Source organism: Amycolatopsis sp. NPDC043889 (genome assembly GCF_056435645.1).
In genome coordinates this window covers 74,643-95,104 of the sequence record NZ_JBWKEC010000005.1, presented here as the reverse complement: position 1 = coordinate 95,104, position 20,462 = coordinate 74,643, and the positions used below count along the sequence as shown (strand labels likewise).

Annotated in this window: 21 protein-coding genes and 1 pseudogene; 13 read left to right on the top strand and 9 right to left on the bottom strand. The window is 68.4% G+C overall.

Annotated elements, in window-relative coordinates; genetic code table 11:
• Nucleotides 1–2: 2 nt before the first annotated feature.
• Both aceB and AC0685_RS12640 read left to right on the top strand, forming a co-directional pair.
• Entirely contained in the window at nt 3–1,580 is a 1,578-nt protein-coding gene (gene aceB / locus AC0685_RS12645) for a malate synthase A (protein ID WP_478225631.1), read from the top strand.
• A gap of 4 nt (nt 1,581–1,584) precedes the next feature.
• On the top strand, nt 1,585–2,781 hold the full coding sequence (locus tag AC0685_RS12640) for a DUF6986 family protein (protein WP_478225630.1): 1,197 nt from the start codon (nt 1,585–1,587) through the stop codon (nt 2,779–2,781).
• 64 nt (nt 2,782–2,845) lie between these two features.
• Here the strand turns inward: AC0685_RS12640 and AC0685_RS12635 are convergent, their stop codons facing one another.
• Nucleotides 2,846–3,190 (bottom strand): hypothetical protein, encoded by a 345-nt coding sequence (locus tag AC0685_RS12635; RefSeq protein WP_478225629.1) that lies wholly within the window; start codon nt 3,188–3,190, stop codon nt 2,846–2,848.
• Between the two features lie 371 nt (nt 3,191–3,561).
• Here AC0685_RS12635 and AC0685_RS12630 point away from each other — a divergent pair, with 371 nt between their 5' ends.
• Nucleotides 3,562–3,807: a hypothetical protein gene (locus AC0685_RS12630; RefSeq protein WP_340687303.1), complete on the top strand. Its 246-nt coding sequence runs from the start codon at nt 3,562–3,564 to the stop codon at nt 3,805–3,807.
• A gap of 1 nt (nt 3,808) precedes the next feature.
• On the opposite strand, the gene wzt is transcribed toward AC0685_RS12630, so the two are convergent.
• A complete protein-coding gene (wzt, locus tag AC0685_RS12625; RefSeq protein ID WP_478225628.1) occupies nt 3,809–4,543 on the bottom strand; it encodes a galactan export ABC transporter ATP-binding subunit Wzt/RfbE in 735 nt (244 codons plus the stop codon).
• Between the two features lie 74 nt (nt 4,544–4,617).
• Here wzt and AC0685_RS12620 point away from each other — a divergent pair, with 74 nt between their 5' ends.
• Together AC0685_RS12620 and AC0685_RS12615 are read left to right on the top strand one after the other, a co-directional pair.
• On the top strand, nt 4,618–5,256 hold the full coding sequence (locus tag AC0685_RS12620; protein ID WP_478225627.1) for a TetR/AcrR family transcriptional regulator: 639 nt from the start codon (nt 4,618–4,620) through the stop codon (nt 5,254–5,256).
• Nucleotides 5,257–5,394: 138 nt separating this feature from the next.
• On the top strand, nt 5,395–5,748 hold the full coding sequence (locus AC0685_RS12615) for a hypothetical protein (protein ID WP_478225626.1): 354 nt from the start codon (nt 5,395–5,397) through the stop codon (nt 5,746–5,748).
• A gap of 508 nt (nt 5,749–6,256) precedes the next feature.
• Here the strand turns inward: AC0685_RS12615 and AC0685_RS12610 are convergent.
• Together AC0685_RS12610 and AC0685_RS12605 are read right to left on the bottom strand one after the other, a co-directional pair.
• Nucleotides 6,257–7,509, bottom strand: a pseudogene (locus AC0685_RS12610) (HNH endonuclease signature motif containing protein).
• Nucleotides 7,510–7,749: 240 nt separating this feature from the next.
• Nucleotides 7,750–8,235, bottom strand: a complete 486-nt coding sequence (locus AC0685_RS12605) for an N-acetyltransferase family protein (RefSeq protein WP_478225625.1) — start codon at nt 8,233–8,235, stop codon at nt 7,750–7,752.
• A 63-nt stretch (nt 8,236–8,298) separates the two neighbouring features.
• Between AC0685_RS12605 and AC0685_RS12600 the strand changes: the two genes are divergently transcribed.
• A complete protein-coding gene (locus AC0685_RS12600) occupies nt 8,299–8,910 on the top strand; it encodes a hypothetical protein (RefSeq protein WP_478225624.1) in 612 nt (203 codons plus the stop codon).
• An 8-nt stretch (nt 8,911–8,918) separates the two neighbouring features.
• On the opposite strand, the gene AC0685_RS12595 is transcribed toward AC0685_RS12600, so the two are convergent.
• From AC0685_RS12595 to AC0685_RS12585, 3 genes are read right to left on the bottom strand one after another with little or no spacing between them, the layout of a single operon-like run.
• Nucleotides 8,919–9,533, bottom strand: coding sequence for a DsbA family protein (locus AC0685_RS12595; protein ID WP_478225623.1), 615 nt, complete (start codon nt 9,531–9,533; stop codon nt 8,919–8,921).
• Nucleotides 9,534–9,568: 35 nt separating this feature from the next.
• The gene (locus AC0685_RS12590; protein ID WP_478225622.1) at nt 9,569–10,051 is read right to left on the bottom strand and encodes a MarR family winged helix-turn-helix transcriptional regulator; all 483 of its coding nucleotides are present in this window, start codon (nt 10,049–10,051) and stop codon (nt 9,569–9,571) included.
• Between the two features lies 1 nt (nt 10,052).
• On the bottom strand, nt 10,053–11,474 hold the full coding sequence (locus AC0685_RS12585) for a PucR family transcriptional regulator (protein WP_478225621.1): 1,422 nt from the start codon (nt 11,472–11,474) through the stop codon (nt 10,053–10,055).
• A gap of 136 nt (nt 11,475–11,610) precedes the next feature.
• Between AC0685_RS12585 and AC0685_RS12580 the strand changes: the two genes are divergently transcribed.
• From AC0685_RS12580 to AC0685_RS12550, 7 genes are read left to right on the top strand one after another with little or no spacing between them, the layout of a single operon-like run.
• Nucleotides 11,611–12,480: an FAD binding domain-containing protein gene (locus tag AC0685_RS12580; protein ID WP_478225620.1), complete on the top strand. Its 870-nt coding sequence runs from the start codon at nt 11,611–11,613 to the stop codon at nt 12,478–12,480.
• Complete coding sequence (locus AC0685_RS12575) at nt 12,471–12,941, top strand: (2Fe-2S)-binding protein (RefSeq protein WP_478225619.1); 471 nt, start codon at nt 12,471–12,473, stop codon at nt 12,939–12,941. The genes AC0685_RS12580 and AC0685_RS12575 overlap by 10 nt, the downstream gene beginning before the upstream one ends.
• Nucleotides 12,938–14,287, top strand: a complete 1,350-nt coding sequence (locus AC0685_RS12570; RefSeq protein WP_478225618.1) for an 8-oxoguanine deaminase — start codon at nt 12,938–12,940, stop codon at nt 14,285–14,287. The genes AC0685_RS12575 and AC0685_RS12570 overlap by 4 nt, the downstream gene beginning before the upstream one ends.
• Nucleotides 14,284–16,566, top strand: a complete 2,283-nt coding sequence (gene pucD, locus AC0685_RS12565; protein WP_478225617.1) for a xanthine dehydrogenase subunit D — start codon at nt 14,284–14,286, stop codon at nt 16,564–16,566. Before AC0685_RS12570 ends, pucD begins: the two co-directional genes overlap by 4 nt.
• A 33-nt stretch (nt 16,567–16,599) precedes the next feature.
• Nucleotides 16,600–17,094 carry a nucleoside deaminase gene (locus tag AC0685_RS12560; RefSeq protein ID WP_016336263.1) on the top strand — a complete coding sequence of 165 codons (495 nt, stop codon included), beginning with the start codon at nt 16,600–16,602 and terminating at the stop codon, nt 17,092–17,094.
• Between the two features lie 33 nt (nt 17,095–17,127).
• Nucleotides 17,128–18,570: an NCS2 family permease gene (locus tag AC0685_RS12555; RefSeq protein ID WP_478225615.1), complete on the top strand. Its 1,443-nt coding sequence runs from the start codon at nt 17,128–17,130 to the stop codon at nt 18,568–18,570.
• Nucleotides 18,561–18,932: an allophanate hydrolase-related protein gene (locus AC0685_RS12550; RefSeq protein ID WP_478225614.1), complete on the top strand. Its 372-nt coding sequence runs from the start codon at nt 18,561–18,563 to the stop codon at nt 18,930–18,932. Before AC0685_RS12555 ends, AC0685_RS12550 begins: the two co-directional genes overlap by 10 nt.
• Before the next feature lie 59 nt (nt 18,933–18,991).
• On the opposite strand, the gene AC0685_RS12545 is transcribed toward AC0685_RS12550, so the two are convergent.
• Nucleotides 18,992–19,681, bottom strand: a complete 690-nt coding sequence (locus AC0685_RS12545; RefSeq protein ID WP_478225613.1) for a hypothetical protein — start codon at nt 19,679–19,681, stop codon at nt 18,992–18,994.
• A gap of 102 nt (nt 19,682–19,783) precedes the next feature.
• Nucleotides 19,784–20,359 (bottom strand): TetR/AcrR family transcriptional regulator, encoded by a 576-nt coding sequence (locus AC0685_RS12540; protein ID WP_478225612.1) that lies wholly within the window; start codon nt 20,357–20,359, stop codon nt 19,784–19,786.
• Nucleotides 20,360–20,462 lie beyond the last annotated feature (103 nt).

The window sequence follows — 20,462 nt, the reverse complement described above, 5'->3', positions numbered from 1 at the left end:
TCATGTCTGAAGCTCAGGTGCTCGGCGATCCGGTCGAGCGCGGGGACGAAATCCTCACGCCGGAGGCCCTCGTCTTCCTCGCCGGCCTGCACGAGGCCTTCGCCGCCCGCCGCGACGAGCTGCTGCAGGCCAGGAGCAAGCGCCGCGAGGAGGCCAGGACCACCGGCAAACTCGACTTCCTGCCCGAGACCAAGGAGATCCGCGAGGGCGACTGGAAGGTCGCCGAGGCCCCGCCCGCGCTGCGCGACCGCCGCGTCGAGATCACCGGCCCTACCGACCGCAAGATGACCATCAACGCGCTGAACTCCGGCGCCAAGGTCTGGCTCGCCGACCTCGAGGACGCCAACACGCCGCACTGGGCGAACGTCGTCTCGGGCCAGGTCAACCTGTACGACGCGGTCCGCGAGACCATCACGCTGGAAAGCGGCGGCAAGAGCTACGCCCTGCGTGACGACGTCGAGCACGCGACCATCGTCGTCCGCCCGCGCGGCTGGCACCTCGACGAGCGTGGCCTGTCCTTCGGCGGGCGCCAGGCCGTCGGCGCGCTGGTCGACTTCGGCCTGCACTTCTTCCACAACGCGCAGGAACTGCTCAACCGCGGCAAGGGACCGTACTTCTACCTGCCGAAAATGGAGAGCCACCTCGAAGCCCGGCTCTGGAACGACGTCTTCACCCACGCGGAGAAGGCGCTCGGCATCGAGCACGGCACCGTCCGCGCGACCGTGCTGATCGAGACCATCCCGGCCGCGTTCGAGATGGAGGAGATCCTCTACGAACTGCGCGAGCACGCCTCCGGCCTCAACGCCGGCCGCTGGGACTACCTGTTCAGCGTCATCAAGTACTTCCGCGACGCGGGCGAGAAGTTCGTCCTGCCGGACCGCAACTCGGTCACCATGACCGCGCCGTTCATGCGCGCGTACACCGAGCTGCTGGTGCGCACCTGCCACAAGCGCGGCGCGTTCGCGATCGGCGGTATGGCCGCGTTCATCCCGAACCGCAAGGACCCGGAGGTCACCGCCGCGGCGCTCGACAAGGTCCGTGCCGACAAGAGCCGTGAGGCCGGCGACGGCTTCGACGGCTCCTGGGTCGCGCACCCCGGCATGGTGGACATCTGCCGCGAAGAGTTCGACAAGGTCCTCGGCGACAAGCCGAACCAGCTCGACCGCACCCGCGACGAGGTGTCCGTCACCGCCGACCAGCTGCTCGACGCGGCTTCGACGCCGGGCAGTGCCACCGCGGCCGGGCTGCGTGCCGCCGTCGACGTCGGCATCCGCTACATCGCCTCCTGGCTGGGCGGCAACGGCGCGGCGGCCATCCACAACCTGATGGAGGACGCCGCCACCGCGGAGATCTCGCGTTCGCAGGTGTGGCAGTGGGTGCGCAACGGCACGCAGCTCGACACCGGCGACAAGGTCACCGAGGAGCTGGTGCGCGGCGTGCTGGCCGAGGTCCGCGGCGAACTCGCCGCCGAGATCAAGCCGGAGCTGCTGGAGCCCGCCGTCGAACTGTTCGAGCAGGTCGCGCTCGCCGACGAGTTCCCGGACTTCCTGACCCTGCCCGCCTACGAACGGATCAAGTAGACAGATGGGGAACGGGCGGCTCACCGAGGACGTTTACACCGCCGCTGACGCGCGTCTGGCAGAAGCCGACGCGCGCGTCGTGGCCAAGTACCCCGGCGAGCCGCCCGGCCGCCAGCCCGTGCACACCGTGTACGTGCCCGCGTCGCGGTACAAGACGCGGCTCGTGGCGGACTGGGGCAAGCAGGCGCTGCGGGTCTTCGGTGAGCACGCCGATCAGCTGGGCCTGGACGCGGACATCGCCGACCGGGTCCGGACCAAACTGCTGACCGAGCCGATCGAGGATCTGCGGATCGACTTCGAGGACGGCCTCGGCAGGCCGCGCGATGACGAAGAGGACGCCATCGCGCTCGCCGCCGGGCGGACCCTCGCCGTCACGGGCGGCACACCGTTCGTCGGCATCCGGTTCAAGAGCTTCGAGCAGGCGACCCGCCGTCGCGGCATCCGCACGCTCGATCTCTTCCTGGCCGGGTTGCTGGAAAGCGGTCCGCTGCCGGATGGTTTCGTCGTCACGCTGCCGAAGGTGACCGCCGTCGAGCAGGTCGAAGTGGCGGCGGACGTCTTGGAGCGCCTCGAATCCGCGTACGGGCTGCCCGAGGGCGCGCTGCGGTTCGAAGTCCAGATCGAGACCGCCCAGTCCATTGTGGACATGGACGGGACGGTGGCGGTCCCGCGGATCATCGAAGCCGCGCGCGGCCGGTGTTCGGGTCTGCACTACGGAACCTACGACTACAGCGCCGGGCTCGGGATCGGCGCCGAGTACCAGAGCATGGAACATCCGGCCGCCGATTTCGCCAAGCAACTCATGCAGGTTTCGGCCGCGGGCACCGGCGTCCGGCTTTCCGACGGCTCGACGAACAAGCTGCCCGTCGGCGACGCGATCCTCCCGGCCTGGCGCGAACATCTGCGGCTGGTGCGGCGATCCCTCGAACGCGGCTTCTACCAGGGCTGGGATCTGCACCCGCATCAGCTGCCGACCCGGTTCGCCGCGACGTACGCGTTCTTCCGCGAGGGTTTCCCGGCGGCGCTGGGCCGGTTGCGGGACTACGCGGACCAGACCGGGCGCGGGGTGCTGGACGAACCGGCGACCGCTCAGGCGTTGGCGAGTTTCCTGGTGCGAGGCTTGGATTGCGGAGCCGTCGACGTGGGGGAGCTTTCGTTCTCCCGGGCGGAGTTGGACCGCTACGCGCGACGGACGGTGTGAGGAGCGGCTGAGCGAGCGCCTTTCGTGGCAGGCGTTCGCTCAGCCGCTCCTCGCCCGGGCGGCGTCAGACGGATGGACCGCGGCCGGGCGTCTCCTTCGGGTGCGCGGACTTCGCGACGAGCACCAGCATGGCGAGCTGGGCTGCGATCGTTCCCGCCGTCGCCCACACCGGAAAGGCGGCCGGAACCACCTGCAACGTGAGCGCCGGGCCGAGTACGGCTCCGAGCACCAACAACGTGTTCAGGATCGTCGCGAGGAGCCGACGGGTTTCGGTGGCGGGCACCGTCGCTTCGGCCTTCAGCTCGGTCGTTTCGATCCTGATCCTGGCGAGCGGGGTCGGTGTCTCGTCCCAGCCCGGTACTGCTTCCACGGGCGCGGCCTCTCCCGGGCCCTCGATTTCGGCAGCCATGCGCATGCCCTTTCCGGCCCAGTCAGGCGAGCCGGGATTGGCGCGTCAAGCTGGGGACCACTTTCACCCGGAGGCGACTCCCCAGCTGCCTCCGTTTCCCCTCACATCTGCGGCTCGCGAGCTTCCTCCCAGCTCGCGCGCCGCGTTTCTCCTGTCAGGCCGACGAAGTGAGTGGTCGCACTTGCCGTCCGTCGCATGGGACGGATGTCGGTCTGGCCCGGCCCCGGGGGGCCGACACCCACTGTAGGACCGCCCTGAGGTGAGTCGCAACCCATCTCGCACATTTTTAGTGTGGAAAATGTGGTTAAAGCGCACCTTCTGTGTCAGCATGGGCCAGGCGGCCCTTACGGTCGCAGGGGAAGGGAGCAGGTATGCCATCGGTCGAGGAGACCGCGACCGGCCGCCCCGCGGTGGTCGATCGCGTCAATGTCGCGCTGATCGCCGAGGCGGTCGACGCGCTGGGCAAACTGCAAGAGCGCACCGGGTTGAAGAAGGTCGACCTGGTCAACCGCGCGCTGCTGGTCTACGAGTTCGTCGACGCGGAACTCCGCGCGGGCAAGCAGGTCGTGCTGCGAGACCCGGACGGCCAGGACCAGCTGGTCAAGATCTTTCTCTGAATCAGCCGTGATAGGTCGCGAGTACCTCGTCGAGTGAGCCGCGCGCCCGGATCCGTCCTTCGTCCATCCAAAGGGCGGTGGTGCACAGTTCGCGCAGTAGTTCGTCGGAGTGGGAGGCGAACACCAGTACTCCGGAGCGGCGGGCGAGGTCGACCAGGCGTTCGCGGGCCTTGATGAGGAACGCGGCGTCGATCGCGCCGAGCCCCTCGTCGAGGATGAGGATCTCCGGGTCGATGGTGGTGACCACGCCGAGCGCGAGCCGCACCCGCATGCCCGCGGAGTAGGTGCGCAAGGGCAGGTGAAGGTAGTCGCCCAGTTCGGTGAACTCCGCGATGTCGTCGACCCGTTTCGTCAGCTGCTTGCGGCTCATGCCGAGGAACAGGCCTCGGATCAGGATGTTCTCGTGGCCGGAGACCTCGGGATCCAGCCCCACGCCGAGGTCGAACACCGGCGCGATCCGGCCGACCACCCGTGCGCTGCCTCTGGTCGGCTCGTAGATGCCGGACAGTAACCGCAGGAGCGTGGACTTCCCGGCGCCGTTGTGCCCGACCAGGCCGACGCGATCGCCCTCGCTCAGGGAGAGGGAGATGTCCCGCAACGCCTCGATGACCGGGACCTTCGCGTCGGTGCCGATCTTGCCGCCGACCTTGCCGAGCACCTGTTTCTTCAATGACCGGGTTTTGGCGTCGAAGATCGGGAAATCGACGTAGGCGCCCTGCACCTCGATGCTCACCATGATGCCGCCCTTCGCGCTCCGTAATATGCGAACAGAAATTATCATTCGCATCTGGGTGCGGTAACGTGCGGCCGGTGAGTCGATCCGTCGAGCAGGGCTTCCGGCCGCCGCAGCAGGCCCGCAGCCGGGAGTCGTTGCAGAAGGTGCTGGCCGCGGCCGAGCACGTTCTGGCAGGCCAGGGCTTCGAGGAGTTCACCGTCGCCGCGGTCGCCGAGCAGGCGGGCATGTCGGTGGGCGCGATCTACCGCCGGTTCGACGGCAAGAACCAGCTGCTGTACGCCGTGAAAGACCAGCTGCTAGGACAGTTGGAGGTCGGCGTCAACGAAGCGCTTCGTTCCGCTGAGCCAGGATTGAGCGCGGTCGTCGGCGCCTTCACCCAGGCTTTGGCGTTGACCTTCGCCCGTCACGACCGGATCTTCTCCGAACTGCTCGACAGTCAGCGCGCCGAAGGGCGCGACCGCGGCCTCCGGGCGCTGGACACGATTCAGCGCGATTTCGTGGAGGCTGCCCGGCCTTGCTTCGGCGAGATCCGCCGGGCGGACGAGGAGCGGGCGATCCGGATGACGAGCCGGACCATCATCGGATCCTGTGTGCACCGGGCCGCCAGCGGCCGGTTCTGGTCCGACGGCCTCGGCTGGGACGCTTGGGCGAGTGAGACGACCGAAATGTCCTTGGCCTATCTGGGTTCGGCTCCTCGAGATCCCGCTCAGTGAGCGGTTGGGGAGATCGCACGTGGGGGCCGCCGCCACCGGCTGCAAGTTCGGGCTGTGGGTTCCAGTGGATGATGTGGCTCATCGGCGGCAGGTCCTGACGGCTCAGGTTTTGAACGCGTGTACGTTCCAGTGTCAGGCGTGGCCGACGTGGATGGTGTGCCCTGTTACTTTCAGAGCGCGTACTTCGCGGGCGAGGATGAAGCCGATTCGGGCGAGCTCCTGATCTGGCCTATCACCCGCTCCGCGCTCGAGGCGGAGATCGAGCATTATCCGATCTTCGCGGAGTGGCTGGGTAACGGCCAGGTCGGATCCCATCCTGGTAGTCCACCGAAGAATGTTCGCTACGGCGAACTCGAGGAGGTTTTGGCGCCGCTGCGCCGAGTTCCGCGGACACGCCGGAAGAGGACCGCGTACTGGGCCTCCTTCGATGAGCATCGTCACCGTCTCGACGGGCCTGGGTATCTGGTCCGGTGGAGCCAGAAATCACCTTGAGCGATTCGTTGTTCCCGGATTCCTGGCGAGCCAGTGGAGTGTCGCGGCCGGCTTGTCAGACTTCTTCGCGATTCCGCGCCACTGCTTGAGTTTCGGGAAACGCCGCCTGCCCGGGAGTCGGACGAACGCCACCGTGCGGCCACGCTCAGCACAGGTCAGGTGGGTCTTGGATGTCAGATCACCACGGGACCGGCCGAACCCTCGGCGAGGGACTGCATCCTTGGCGCGCCGCGCTCCCTGTGCCTATCGCTTGAAGTTTGTTGCAGTTCCCGAATCACTCCGGCAGGTCCCGCCATGTCGTCGCCTCAACCGCTGCTCGCCGATCGACCTACGGCCCTTCGTTGACGGGAGCAACGGCCCGATTTCCGGGATCGCATCCCGCGACATCACCGGGACTCGCCCACGATTCGCCGAAACACATTGAGCCACAAGGCCTAGCTCGGTCCTGTGGTTCCAGTGGGCATGCCGAGGGGCCCGTCGCCGGTGTGGCTGGCGGGCTCCTCGGGGCTCAGCGGTGATGCAGGGTGTTACGCCGAGGCTTTCGGAGCGGATCTCGGTATTGGGGTGGGATGAACTCCGGTAACCCATCAGTGGCCATCCGGACTTCCCAGTCACCGTGGTGAATCAGCCGGTGATGGAACCCGCACAGCAGCACGAGATTTCGGAGGTCGGTGGGGCCACCGTTTGCCCAGTGCACGATGTGGTGGGCGTGGCAGTTCTTCGGTTTCCGATGACATCCGGGGAAGGCGCAGCCGCTGTCGCGGATGTTCAACGCACGTCGCTGCCCTGGGGTGACGAACCGCCGCAGCCGCCCCACATCCAGGGGTTCGCCCGTGGCGCTCATTACGACCGGCAGCATGAGGCAGTCGCAGGCCGCGAGGCGGGCTTCGCGGGAGGTCATCGTCCCCACGAAATCCAGGCACGCGGTCCCGAGACCCGACTTCAACTCGTCAAGGCCGATGGTGACATTCACCAACGTCCGGTAGCCGCTGGTGCCGGGCTGATCGGGACACGCGATCGCCAGGTCGAGGATGTCGGCCCAGGCGTCTCCCAGGCGTTCGCATTTCATCCGCAGATCCGCCTGCCCGAACTCGTCCACCGGCCGCGGCTGGGCATACGCCTCCAACGCGGCCGCGGTGCGGGCACCGGTCTCGTCATCGAGCAGACCAGTCAGCTTCCAGAACCCGTCCTTCCGGCGCTCCAGGGTGATTTCCCGGCGCGGCTCCTTGGGTTCGGGATCCTTCGGCTCGTTGCCGTCCGGGTCCAGCAACGCCAGCAGATTCGCTTCAGCGTCCGCCAACTGGCGGGGACCGGCGTCGCGGGCGAGGGTGGCGAGAATCTTCTCCGCACTCGCCCGATCCTCCGCGGAGGTGTCGGCAGGGAGCCTCTTCAAGAACTCCAGGATCTGATCGATCCGCTCGTCCCCGACCAAGCCTTCGGCGGCGACAGCGGCAGTAGCCGGTGCCACGGCAGGAACCTCGGTGCCGTCCAACGCACGCGTGGGATTCAGCGCGATGGCCCGGTTCACCACCGAACGGGCTTCACCGACCGACAACCCCGCGATATCGGCGAACCAGTTGGCCGTACGGCCATACCCGTACAAGTCCTTGACGCCCGAGACTCGATCTCCGCCAAATACCGCCCCAAACCGGCGGTAGCCATCCGAATCATCCACAGAGACTGCTGCACGCCATGGGCAAGCTCCAGCTTGCCAGCGCGCCACAACTCCTGCGGCAACTCGGGAAGATAGGTCTCGGGCACCCCTCAAGAATACCGCAAAACAATCGAACACGTGTTCGTAATTTTAAGTCACCGTGAACGAGTGCATTTACCACTGAAGGGTGATCCTCTCGTTGTGGTCTGAACACGCTGAGGCAATGAAACCGGAGGCTCAATTCCCGGGCCTCCCAGCGTCAACGCGCCTGCGGTGCCCGTCAGGTTGATTACGTAAGGGTGCAAGGCACCCGAACCCACCGCAATTAGTCGCCTAATTGCGAAGGTTCAAGCAATCGTCTTCACATAACGTCGGCAAGGCACCGAAACCATCCCCTCCGGACCGGTGACCCGATTATCGAACTCGCCATCGTCAACCCACCCGCACCGCTCGTAAAACCGCCGCGCCCGCGCGTTCCCCGGCGCAACGGCGAGCCAAGCGCGTGCATGCCCGCCTGCGCTCACCAGCCGTTCGGCCTCCGAGAGCAGCACGCCGGCCACGCCGCTTCCGCGATGATCCGAAGAAACGTAGACCTGTTCGACCTCATCGCCGACGACCATCACGAAACCCGCCACCTCGCCGTCCAGTACGGCGACTGTCGTGTCGCCGACGCGCTCCGCGGCTCGCTCCCAGAACGACTCGCGGGTGCGGATACGGACGAGCGAGTCGGGCACGTTGCCGAGATGGCCGTCCTGCCAGCCGTGGTACCAGATTTTCGCGATGGCATCTGCGTCCGCGGACGTCGCCGCCCGGACCACTGTGGAGGTAGGCATGACGCCAGCTTAAGTGGCGAGAGCCGACTTCGTGGTGCGCCCGGAATCGGGCGGTATCGGCTTATGGGAATCACCCGTGGCCTCGACCCCTTGGACCCCGACGCGGCGGCGGGTCCACTGCTCTTCCTCGAAGTGGACCTCGGCCCGGTGCCTACGCTGGAGGACTATCAGCGGAACGTTACCGCGCTGCTGATCCTGGCGGGCCACGCCAGTTTGCTCCCGCCCGTCGAGTCGCGATGGCTCGATTCCTCGGCGCGGGTTCTGCCGAGGTCTCCTGGAATCGTTCGGACCACCATGGCCAGTCCTTGGGTGAGCGTGTTGTCGGGGCTCGCCGAGCGTTCGGCGCCGGTCGCCTATGGCGCGGCAGCCCTGTACGGGTTGCACCGGCTGCTGGAGATGGTGATGACCTGGCAGCGTCATCGGCTGGAGATCGAGGAGGGAGAGGTGCGCCTGGAGCTGCTTCGGGGGCAACTGCGGGACACTGGCGTTCAGTTGCGCCAGGAGTTCGATCCGCGACCGGTGGCGCCCGGCGAAGACCGGGGCGAGCCGGGTCGGCAGGACGAACTGGCGGAGCGGGCGGCGAACCCGCCCGCCGAGGTCGTGCGGGCGGCCGACCAGATCGGCACGATCATCGGCGCGGAAATGATCGATCCGGGCGATCCTCGCGCCGGATAGAACGCAGTTCAGGAAACCAGCGCGCCGATCCGCCGCTCCACCTCGTCCGCGCTCGCGTTTCCGGAGACCAGCGTGACGACCCGTTCCCCGTCGTCCGCGGGAAAGGCGGCGAGCAGGGTCGGGTATCCGGTGACACCCAATTCCCGTGCTCGCCGGAAGTCGTCCGCGGCGGAAACCCGGTCCAGCGCGGCCTCGACGGCGTCCCCGTCCAGGCCTGCCCGCTGCGCGACCACACGATAGGTCGAGACCTCGGACAGGCTCAGCCCGTCGAGGTAGAAAGCCTCCTGCAGCAGTGCCGCGAGCCGTACCGCGCGGTCCGGCCCGACCTCGCGCAACGCCGCCATCCCGCAGGCGGCGGCTTCGGAGTCCATGACGAACTCCCCGTCCGAGATGAGCCGTTCGTAGCTCTCCCCGAACGGCGCGCCGGTCCGGCGGGTGATCTCGGCGTTGGCTCCCTGGACGTAGCCGAACTGCCGGATCGGGACCCGGCGCCCGCCGAGGAACAGGCCGCCGGACACCACTTCGACCGGCAGGTCCGGATGCCGGTGCGCGACGTCGGCCATGGTGCGGGCGAACCCGTACGACCAGCCACAGTACGCGTCGAAGACATAGATGAGCTTCATGACGGACCCAACGATGTCTGACTGGTCAGATATTCCTACCGGAGTTTGGGGAGTGCGTCACGTGCCGAGTGGGTCAGTGTCCGGAGGTCCTGCGCGAACCGGTCACGGTGGTCGGCGGGCAGCGGGTCGAGGAAGAGCCGCTGGATGTTCTCGACGTGCACCCGCGCGGCCCGCACGGTCGTCTCCTCGCCTTGTGCGGTCAGCCGTACGAGTTGCACGCGACGGTCCTGGGGGTCGGACGAGCGGACGACGAGGCCGAGCGTGGTCATCCGGTCGACCAGCCTGGTCGCGCCGCCGGTGGTCAGCACCTGCTCCTGCGCGATCGCGCGCATGCTCATCCCGGCTTCACCCGACCTGCCGACGATGAGCAGGACCTCGAACATCAGGTGCGATATCCCGCATTCGGCCTCCAGCGCGCGGCCGAGCAGGTATTCGAGCCGGTTCGCGGCGCCCATCATCCGGCCGAAAGCGACCACGCGCGGGTCGTAGGCGGCTTCTTTCGCCGTGGTGATGCCCATTTCAGCTCCCTGCCGACAAGGCCAAATAGACGTCGAGCTGTTCGGTGAACTCGGTCAGGTCGGTGCCGAGCAGTTCGCTCGCGCGCCCGATCCGGTAGCGCAAGGTGTTGACGTGGACGTGCAGCGCCCGTGCGGCCCGCGTCGGCGAGCCGGAACATTCGAGGTAGACGCGCAGGGTGTGCACCAGATCGGTGCCCTGTTCGGCGTCGTAGCTCAGCAGCGGGCCCAGCACCCGCCGTCGCAACGCGGCTCGCAGGTCGTCGGGTGCGCCCGCCAGCAGTAGCCGGTGCATGCCGATCTCGCCGCCGGGGACGACCTCGATCGTGCCGGGCCGTTCCTCCGCCACGGCCAGCGCGTAGCGCGCGACCTCTTTGGCGCCCCGCAGCACGGAGACCGGGGAGCGATCGCTGACGCCGATCAGCACCCGGCGGCACGGCAGCAAGGATTCCATACCGGTCAGTGTGTCGGTCACCGTGGCGGGCCAGTCCTCCGGCCATTCGCGGTCGTCCTCGGCCAGCGCCCAGGTGGTTTCGCCGGCGGGGCCGACGAGTGCGCCCGGCGGCATGAGTTCGGTCAAGATGCCGCGCGCCGCTTCGGAGCCCTCGGTGCGCGCGACGACGACCCGGAGATCGCCGCGCAGCCCGGTCGCGGTCAGCGCCGCGTGCGGATCGCTTCCCTCGTCGAGCGCGGCGAGCAACGGTTCGAGCACCCTGTCGGTGACGGCGCGGACCTCGTCCGCCCGCGTGCGCGCGAGTCCGATCAGACCGGCGAGTTCCTCGGCGATCTCCGCCTGCGCGGCGGTCAGCCTGCCGCCGATCACGAGCAGCCACGGCAGCGCGTGCCTGCCGCCGACCGGCCGGACCGAGACGTCGTCGGCTTCCAGTGAACGCCCGCCCGCGGCGACGAACCGGCGCACGAGATCCGACGGCGTGCCGACGGGCACCACCGAGCAGGGCAGGCCGATCTCGCCGCGCGCTCGCTCCAGGAGGGCCTCGACCGACGAGTCTTCCGTGGCCGCTGAAAGCAAACGTTTGCGAGCGCCTTCCGCGGCCGCGGCCAGCGCCAGGACGACGCGTTCGGTGACGACCGAGAACGACAGGTCCGCCGGCACCTCGAGCAACGGGATCCCATGGCGCGTACAGGCTTCGACGAGGTCTTCGGGAATCCCGTCGGAGTCGGCTCCGGACGCCGCCAGAGCCGCCGCCCCGGCCTTCGCGAGCGCCGCGACGAACGCCTCCGAATCACCCGGCCCGCGCCACCACAGCAACCCGCTCAGGACGAGTTCGCCCGCAGACACGTACCGCCCGGGATCGGACAGTTCCGTGACGTAGATCCGGGACACCGGACGGTCGAGCAAAGCCGCCCCGGCACGTACGCGCAAGCGCAGCCCGGGCAGCGCGAGCAGAGTTTTCACGGTCGTCATCAGGTTTGTAGGAAAGCACAAAACGACCCGGTCGTGCAGGGGAGATTTCATGCTTCGGCACCGTTGCCGCCATACGGGCACAGGGCGTCTACTGAGTCAGCCGTCACACATCACCGCCGAACCGAGGAGCCCGAGAGTGGATTTCCTGCGCCCCAGCTCGCTGACCGAGGCGCTCGCAGTCAAGGCCGAGCGGCCCGACGCGGTGCCCATCGCGGGCGGCACGGACGTCATGGTGGAGCTCAACTTCGACCACCGCCGCCCCGGTGCGCTGCTCGATCTCAACCGGGTCACCGAACTCGCCGAATGGACCGAGACCGACGGCAGGATCCGGCTCGGCGCCTCGGTGCCCTACGTCCGGGTGATCGCTGAGCTGGGTGAAGTTCTGCCCGCGCTGGCCATCGCCTCGCGCACCGTCGGGTCGCCGCAGATCCGCAACCGGGGCACCGTCGGCGGCAACCTCGGCGCAGCCTCACCCGCCGGGGACACGCATCCCGTCCTGCTCGTGCTCGGCGCCGAGGTGGAAGCCGCGTCCGTCCGCGGCACCCGGTTGATCCCGGCCGAGGAGTTCTACCTCGGCGTCAAACGCAACGCCCTCGAACCCGACGAGCTGATCACCGCGGTGCACCTGCCGGCCGAGGTCGGCCCGCAGCAGTTCGCCAAGGTCGGGACGCGCAACGCGATGGTCATCGCGGTCTGCTCGTTCGCGCTGGCGCTGCACCTGGACACTCGCGAGATCCGCGCGGCCGTCGGTTCGGCGGCGCCGACCCCGCGCCGCGCGACCGCCGCCGAAGAGTTCCTCGGCGACGAGCTTCCCTGGTCCACCAAGGCTTCGATCACGGATTCCGTCAAACGCCGGTTCGGCGAGCTGGTGTCGGAGGCGGCGTCGCCGATCGACGACGTCCGCGGCAGCGCCGACTACCGCAGGCACGCGCTGTCCGTCCTGGCGCGGCGAACGCTGACCTGGGCGTGGAACGACTTCCAGAAGGGTGAACGCGAGTGCGCGTGAACGTGACGATCAACGGCGAGTCCCGCCAGGCCGACGACGTCTGGGAGGGTGAAAGCCTGCTTTACGTCCTCCGCGAGCGGCTCGGCCTCCCGGGCTCCAAAAACGCCTGTGAACAGGGCGAATGCGGCTCCTGCACGGTGTACCTCGACGACGTCCCGGTGTGTTCGTGCCTGGTCGCGGCCGGCCAGGTCGAAGGCCGCGAGGTCCGCACGGTCGAAGGACTCGCCGAGGGCGACAAGCTGGATCGCGTCCAGCGGTCCTTTGTGGACGCAGGTGCCGTCCAATGTGGCTTCTGCACCCCCGGCCTCGTGGTCGCGGCGCACGACCTGCTCAACCGCGTCGAAAACCCCGCCGACGAGGAGATTCGGGAGGCTTTGGCGGGGAACCTCTGCCGGTGTACCGGATACGAGAAGATCCTCGACGCCGTCCGGCTGGCCGCGACCAGGGGAGAGACCACGTGAAGACCGTCATCGAGAACGCCGCGATCGCCACCGTCGACGGGGCGGGCACCGAACACGCTTCGGGCCACGTCGTCATCGAGAACGACCGGATCGCGGCGGTCGGCGCGGGGAAGGCGCCCGACGGCGAGTACGACGACCGCGTCGACGGCTCCGGCTGCCTGGTCACGCCCGGTCTGATCAACACCCACCACCACCTCTACCAGTGGGCCACGCGCGGCCTCGCCGCCGACCACACGCTTTTCGAATGGCTGGTCGCGCTGTACCCGATCTGGGGCAGGCTCGACGCCGAGATCACGCACGCGGCGGCCACGGCCGGGCTCACCCGGCTAGCGACCACCGGCTGCACCACGGTCGCCGACCACCACTACGTCTTCCCGCGTGACGGCGGCGACCAGGTCGAAGCCCTGGCCGCCGCCCGGATCCGCGTCGGTGTGCGGCTGCACGTCGTACGCGGCTCGATGGACCGGGGCGAGTCACAGGGCGGGCTGCCGCCGGACAACCTCGTCGAGGAGACCGAGGCCGCGCTGCTGGGCACCGAGGCCGCGATCGACCGGTTCCACGACGCGTCCGCCGGCGCGCATCTGCAGATCGCGGCCGGTCCGTGCTCGCCGTTCTCGGTGAGCGAGCGGTTGATGACCGGCGCGGCGGAATTGGCGCGCCGCAAGGGGATCCGGCTCCACACGCACCTCGCCGAGACGATCGACGAGGAGAAGCAGTGCCTCGCCGAAGTCGGCTGCACCCCGGCCGAGTACGCCGACAAACTCGGCTGGCTCGCCGACGACGTCTGGCTCGCGCACTCGATCCATCTCGCCCCGGAGGCGATCCGGCGGATGGGTGCCACGGGTACCGGCGCGGCGCACTGCCCGACGTCGAACGGGCGCATCGGCGCAGGGATCGCTCCGGTCCGGCAGCTGCTCGACGCCGGGGTGCCGGTCGGGCTCGGCGCCGACGGCGCCGCGTCCAACGAATCCGGTGGCCTCGGCGAGGAACTGCACCAGTCGTTGCTCCAGGCCCGACAGCGCGGCGGACCCCGTGCGCTGACCACACGCGAGGCGCTGTGGATGGGCACGATGGGCGGCGCGCGCTGCCTCGGCCGTCAGAAGAACCTGGGTTCGATCGAGGTGGGCAAGCTCGCCGACCTCGCGGTCTGGAACCTGAACGGCCTGAACTACGCCGGGATCACCGACCCGGTCGCCGCCTTGGTGCTCGGCACGACCCCGCCGGTCGAGCGGCTGTACGTCGGCGGCGCGACCGTCGTCGACGGTGGAACGCTGCGCGAGGAATCCGAAGACGAGATCGCCCGTGAGCTGGCCGTGGCCAGTGCGCGGCTGAGGGAGACGGTATGACCACCACTGAAGTCTCCAAGCAGACCACCGGGAACGGGGTGGGGACGAGCCCGCAGCGGCCCGACGGCACGGTCAAGGTCCGCGGCGAATTCGCCTACTCCTCGGATCTGTGGCACGAGGACATGCTGTGGGGCGCGACGTTGCGCAGCCCGCATCCCTACGCGCGGATCACCGGTATCGACATCACCGAAGCCCTTGCGGTGCAAGGGGTGTACGCGGTGCTGACCCACGAAGACGTGCCGGGGGTGAACAAGTACGGTCTGGAGCACGCGGATCAGCCGGTGCTCGCCGTCGACGTCGTGCGCTACCAGGGCGAGCCCGTCGCGCTCGTCGCCGCGGACCACCCCGAGACCGCGCGCCGCGCGATGAAGGGGATCAAGGTCTCCTACGAGGTCCTCGAACCGGTGACGGATTCCGAGAAGGCCGCCGCCGGCGAGGGAGCCGAGCTGCACCCCGGCGGGAACGTCGTGCGGTACGCGAAGATCCGGCACGGCGACCAGTCGGTGAAGGCCGACGTCGTGGTGTCCGGGGTCTACGAGGTCGGCATGCAGGACCAGGCCTTCCTCGGGCCGGAGTCGGGTATGGCGATCCCGGACACCGAAGGCGGTGTCGACCTTTACGTGGCCACGCAGTGGCTTCACGTCGACCAGCAGCAGATCGTGGCCGCGCTGGGGCTGCCCAAGGAGAAGGTGCGGCTGACGCTGGGTGGCGTCGGCGGCGCGTTCGGCGGCCGCGAGGACCTCTCGATCCAGGTCCACGCGTGTTTGCTGGCGCTGTACACCGGCAAGCCGGTCAAGATGGTCTACAACCGCGAGGAATCCTTCTACGGTCACGTGCACCGCCACCCGGCGAAGATGTACTACGAGCACGGGGCCGACAAGGACGGCCGGCTCGTTTATGTGAAGGCGAAGCTGTACCTGGACGGCGGCGCGTACGCCTCGTCCACCGGCGCGGTGGTCGCGAACGCCGCCACCCTGGGCGTCGGACCGTACAATGTGGACAGTGCTTCGGTCGACTGCTGGGGCGTGTACACCAACAACCCGCCTTGTGGCGCGATGCGCGGCTTCGGCGCGGTGCAGGCGGGCTTCGCCTACGAGTCCCAAATGGACAAGCTCGCCGAAGCCTGCGGCCTCGACCCGGTCGACATCCGGATCCGCAACGCGATGGCCGAAGGCAGCGTCATGCCGACCGGTCAGATCGTCGACTCGGCCGCCCCGGTCGCCGAGCTGCTGGAACGCCTGCGCGCCAAGCCGTTGCCGGTCACGCACGAGGAACTCGACCTGCGCCGCATGCCCGGCGGCGTCTCCAACACCACGCATGGTGAGGGCGTCGTCCGCGGTGTCGGGTACGCGGTCGGCATCAAGAACATCTGCTTCTCCGAGGGTTTCGACGACTACTCGACGGCCCGCGTGCGGCTGCAACTCGTCGGCGGCGAACCCGCGGCGACCGTGCACACCGCCGCCTGCGAGGTCGGCCAGGGGCTGGTCACGATCATGCAGCAGATCGTGCGGACCGAACTCGGCATCGAGCAGGTGACGATCCTGCCGATGGACACCAATATCGGCAACGGCGGTTCGACGTCGGCCTCCCGGCAGAGTTACGTCACCGGCGGCGCCGTGCAGGCCGCGTGCGTCGCGGTGCGTTCCGGGCTGCACAAGCACCTGGCGGGCAAACTCGCCGCGGACGGGAAGCTGAACGTCGTCGCGAACAAGGTCGTTTCGGCCGACGGCAGTGTGCTCGCGGACCTCGCCGACGTCCTCGGCGACGAGGTCTTCGACGAGACCGTCGAATGGCGGCACCGTCCGACGGTGCCCATCGATCCCGAGACGGGGCAAGGGAACGCGCACGTCCAGTACGGTTTCGCGGCACACCGCGCGGTCGTGGACGTCGACACCGAACTCGGTCTGATCAAGGTCGTCGCGCTCGACTGCGCGCAGGACGTCGGCAAGGCGCTGAACCCGCAGGCGGTGCTCGGGCAGATCCAGGGCGGTTCCGCGCAGGGGCTCGGGCTCGCGGTGATGGAGGAGATCCAGACCGACGGCGGGAAGATTCGCAACCCGTCGTTCACCGACTACCTGATCCCGACGGTACTGGACATGCCGCCGATGGACATCGACGTCCTGGAACGGCCCGATCCCAACGCCCCGTATGGTCTGCGAGGGGTCGGGGAGCCGCCGACGATCTCGTCCACCCCGGCGATCGTCGCGGCCATCCGCGCGGCCACCGGGCTCGCGCTGTCCCGCGTCCCGGTGCGTCCCGAACACCTCACCGGCACCTGAGAATCCGTACTTTTTCGAGCTAGGAGCACATCCGTGGGTACCCGTCTGTCCATTTCGGAGTCCGACGAGCAGAAATGGCTCGCCGAAGCCGTCCAGCTGGCCACCGCGAACGTCGAAAACGGCGGCGGCCCGTTCGGCGCGATGATCGTCCGCGACGGTTCGGTGCTGGCCACCGGGACCAACCAGGTGACCCCGACGCTGGACCCGACGGCGCACGCCGAGGTGGTCGCGATCCGCGCGGCCTGCCAGGCGATCGGCGACTACAAACTCGACGGCTGCGTCCTCGTGACCTCCTGCGAGCCTTGCCCGCTCTGCCTTTCCGCGGCGCTCTGGGCGCGTGTCGGCAAGGTCGTCTACGCCGCGGACCGCCACGACGCGGCCGAGGCGGGCTTCGACGACCGCGAGTTCTACGACCTCTTTTCCCGCCCGCGCGAGACCTGGTCACTACCCGTCGGCCAACTGTCCCTTCCGGACTCTTTCGCGCCTTTCCAGGCCTGGCTGTCGAAACCCGACAAGAAGGCTTACTGATCTCTTCCCGCCCCACAACGTTGTGGAGTAGGCATGACCCAATTAGGTACCGAGCGTCCCCACCTGCCCTCGCCCGAGCCGGGGCGGCTGTCCGGGCTCGACCGCTGGTTCAAGATCTCCCACCGCGGCAGCACGATCGGCCGCGAGGTGCGCGGCGGGATCACCACGTTCGTCGCGATGTGTTACATCGTGCTGCTCAACCCGCTCATCCTCGGGGCGTCGGCCGACATCACCGGAGCCCGGCTGAGCACCGAGGCGATCACCACCGCGACCGCGCTGGCGGCGGGGGTCACCACGATCCTGATGGGACTGGTCGGCAACGCGCCGCTGGCGCTCGCGGCCGGTCTCGGCGTCAACGGTGTCGTCGCCTTCCAGATGGCTCCGGCCATGACGTGGGCGCAGGCCTTCGGGCTCGTCGTCCTCGAAGGTTTCTGCATCGTGTTGATGGCCGTTTCCGGCATCCGCGAGCGGATCATCAACGCGATCCCGATGGCGCTCAAGGTCGCGATCACCGTCGGCATCGGGCTCTACATCGCGCTGGTCGGCCTGGTCAGCGCCGGATTCGTGACCAGGACACCGGACTCCGCCCAGTCGACGGTGCCGGTGCGGATGGGGATCGCCGGTCATCTCGAAGGCTGGCCGATCGCGATCTTCTGCCTCGGGCTGTTGCTGATGATCGTGCTCGTGAGCCGCGGGGTGCCGGGTGCGGTGCTGATCAGCATCGCGGTCGCGACCGGGCTCGCGGTGCTGGTCAACAGTGTGTTCCACGTCGAGGGCTGGGGGCTGGTGGAACCCAAGGTGCCCGACCAGGTCGTGGCGCATCCCGATTTCAGCCTGCTGGGCGACATCGATCTCTTCGGCGGATTCGGGTCGGCGGGCGCGGTGACGGCGGCGGTCTTCCTGTTCACACTGGTGCTGTCCGGGTTCTTCGACGCGATGGGCACGATCACGTCCGTCTCGGAGGAGGCGGGGCTGGTCAAGAACGGCAAGGTCGAGGGGATGGGCCGCATCCTGCTGGTCGACGGCGCGGGCGCGCTGGCGGGCGGCGTCACCGGATCGGCGCCGAACACCGTGTTCCTCGAATCGGCCGCCGGCGTCGGTGAGGGCGCGCGGACGGGGCTGGCGAGCATCGTCACCGGCGGGTTGTTCACCGCGACGCTGTTCCTGACGCCGATCGCGGCCATCGTCCCGGCGCAGGCCGCGGCGCCCGCGCTGGTGGTCATCGGCGGGATGATGATGGCGCAGTGCCGCCGGATCCCTTGGCAGGACCTGGATTTCGCGATCCCGGTATTCCTGACCATCGCGCTGATCCCGTTCACCTACTCGATCACCAACGGGATCGGCGCCGGGCTGGTCGCCTACGTGCTGATCAAGATCTGCAAGGGCAAGATCCGCGAGATCGGCTGGATCCTCGGGATCCTGGCCGCGGTGTTCGGGGTGTACTTCGGGATCGAAGGGATCATGTCGTGGTTCTGATGTTCCTCAACGGCGGCGGGATGCGCGGCGGACCGCTGCACGAACAGTTGCAGGGCACGCCGTTGTGCTGCGTGGCCCGCTCCGCGCCCAAGTATCACTACTTCTCCGTGGGCGACCGGTTCCCGGCGATGCGCGAGGGCGGTTCCGCGTCCGTCGTGGGCGAGGTCTACGACCTGCCGCTCACGGTGCTGCGAGACCATCTCGTTCCCGCCGAACCGCCGGAACTGGAGCTGGGCGTCATCGAACTCGAGGACGGCGCGGCCTGCCTCGCCACCGTCCTGCGTTCGTCCTATGTGGACACCCCGGAGCTGACGGACATCTCCTCGATAGGCGACTGGCGGGCGTACCTCGCGTCCCGCTAGCGGTCCGTGAAGGACTCCTTCCCTACCCTGAGAGTAGGGAAGGAGTCCTTCACGGAACGTCAGAGCACGAAGACGAGGTCGCTCGCCGCCGCGTGGAACATCTCGGGCGCGCCCGCGTAGAAGGCCCGCCAGGCGCCGGGCTTGCGGTGTTCGGCCGAAGCCGCGAAGGCCCAGGTGGTGCCGTTCCAGGTCGCGGTGACCGTCGCCGCCGTGGTCCAGCGGTAGGTGCTGAACGAGAAGTACTGGAGCTCGACCGGGATCGGGTTCGCGGTGTACCGGCCGGGGAACTCGATCGTCCCGGTGGCGGTCACGGCCTTGGCCGCGTTCCGGCCCGCCGCGAACGACGTGATCTCCGCCGGGTGGAGCACGACGATCTTCGCGGTGTCGGCGCCCGAGTTCGCGATCGACGGGTCGGCCGAGAAGAAGTCGGCGCGGTAGTGGCCGGTGCGGATCGGGGTCAGTGTCGCGCTGTACGCGCCGGCGGCGTCGGTGACCGGCTTGGCCTGGGCCTCACCGCAGAAGCCGTTGAAGCAGAACGAGATACCCACCTCGGCGCCCGCGATCGGCGTGGCGTCGGCCTTGGCGAGCTTCCCGGAGATCGTGACGCTCTGCCCGGCGTCGATCCGGGTGCTGCTGGTGGTCGTGGTGAGGGTGGACTGCTGGACCTCGGCGGCGGTCGCTGGTACCGCGCCCGCGGTGAGCAGCGCGGCCGCGGCGATGGTGCCGATCACGAGCTTCCTGATGATCATGGGCTCCCCAAAAGGATTTCGGTGTTGGCGACCGCTAGGTCGGCCGGAAGCCGTTGTCCGTTGCGGAGAAATCCCGGTGTTCAGAAGCCTGCCGTCGGTGCTTCACGCAGCAGGGAGCAATGTGCGCGCGAAAGCCACCGACGAGGCCCCCGCGACCTCGAGTGCTTCGGTGTTACGCAGCGAACGGCTCAACACGAACGCTCCTTCGAGACTGTTCACCAAAGCGATCGTGAGGCGCCGCGCGGATTCGGGGGCGAGGCCGTACTTGCCCAGCTTCTCGGAGCCGGTCTCGATCCACGCCGTGAACACGTCGGCGGTCGCGATCCGCAGCTTCTCGTTGGTGCTGGCGACCTCCAGCGCGACCGTGGCGATGGGACACGCGTCGGCGTAGTCGGTCGCCTTCAGCGTCTCGGCGGCGCTGGCGAAGCACGCCTCGATACCGTGGAGCAGGTCCGGCTCGTCGGCGAAGAAGATCTCGAACAACGCGAGGTACATCATCCCCGAGGTGCGGATGACCTCCTCGCCGAGCTGTTCCTTGCCACCGGGGAAGAAGTGGTACAGCGAGCCGAACGGCGCGTTCGCCGCCTCGACGATCTGCTTCACCCCGGTGCCGGTGTACCCGTTGCGCCGGAGCAGCTCGGCGCCGGCGTTCACGATGCGTTCCCGCGTTCCAGTCACTCCTCCATGATAGAGCGTTCTATCAAACGCGTCCGTGGATCTAGCCGCCCCTTGAACCTTGGTTCACCCTCCGGCGCTACCTGCGGTCGATGTCCGCGTGGTG

What these genes read in the sequence shown, in the direction of transcription:
- aceB (WP_478225631.1), top strand. Translation starts at nt 3, where the DNA reads ATGTCTGAAGCTCAGGTGCTCGGCGATCCGGTCGAGCGCGGGGACGAA.
- AC0685_RS12640 (WP_478225630.1), top strand. Translation starts at nt 1,585, where the DNA reads ATGGGGAACGGGCGGCTCACCGAGGACGTTTACACCGCCGCTGACGCG.
- AC0685_RS12635 (WP_478225629.1), bottom strand. Translation starts at nt 3,190, where the DNA reads ATGGCTGCCGAAATCGAGGGCCCGGGAGAGGCCGCGCCCGTGGAAGCA.
- AC0685_RS12630 (WP_340687303.1), top strand. Translation starts at nt 3,562, where the DNA reads ATGCCATCGGTCGAGGAGACCGCGACCGGCCGCCCCGCGGTGGTCGAT.
- wzt (WP_478225628.1), bottom strand. Translation starts at nt 4,543, where the DNA reads ATGGTGAGCATCGAGGTGCAGGGCGCCTACGTCGATTTCCCGATCTTC.
- AC0685_RS12605 (WP_478225625.1), bottom strand. Translation starts at nt 8,235, where the DNA reads ATGCCTACCTCCACAGTGGTCCGGGCGGCGACGTCCGCGGACGCAGAT.
- AC0685_RS12600 (WP_478225624.1), top strand. Translation starts at nt 8,299, where the DNA reads ATGGGAATCACCCGTGGCCTCGACCCCTTGGACCCCGACGCGGCGGCG.
- AC0685_RS12595 (WP_478225623.1), bottom strand. Translation starts at nt 9,533, where the DNA reads ATGAAGCTCATCTATGTCTTCGACGCGTACTGTGGCTGGTCGTACGGG.
- AC0685_RS12590 (WP_478225622.1), bottom strand. Translation starts at nt 10,051, where the DNA reads ATGGGCATCACCACGGCGAAAGAAGCCGCCTACGACCCGCGCGTGGTC.
- AC0685_RS12585 (WP_478225621.1), bottom strand. Translation starts at nt 11,474, where the DNA reads ATGACGACCGTGAAAACTCTGCTCGCGCTGCCCGGGCTGCGCTTGCGC.
- pucD (WP_478225617.1), top strand. Translation starts at nt 14,284, where the DNA reads ATGACCACCACTGAAGTCTCCAAGCAGACCACCGGGAACGGGGTGGGG.
- AC0685_RS12555 (WP_478225615.1), top strand. Translation starts at nt 17,128, where the DNA reads ATGACCCAATTAGGTACCGAGCGTCCCCACCTGCCCTCGCCCGAGCCG.
- AC0685_RS12545 (WP_478225613.1), bottom strand. Translation starts at nt 19,681, where the DNA reads ATGATCATCAGGAAGCTCGTGATCGGCACCATCGCCGCGGCCGCGCTG.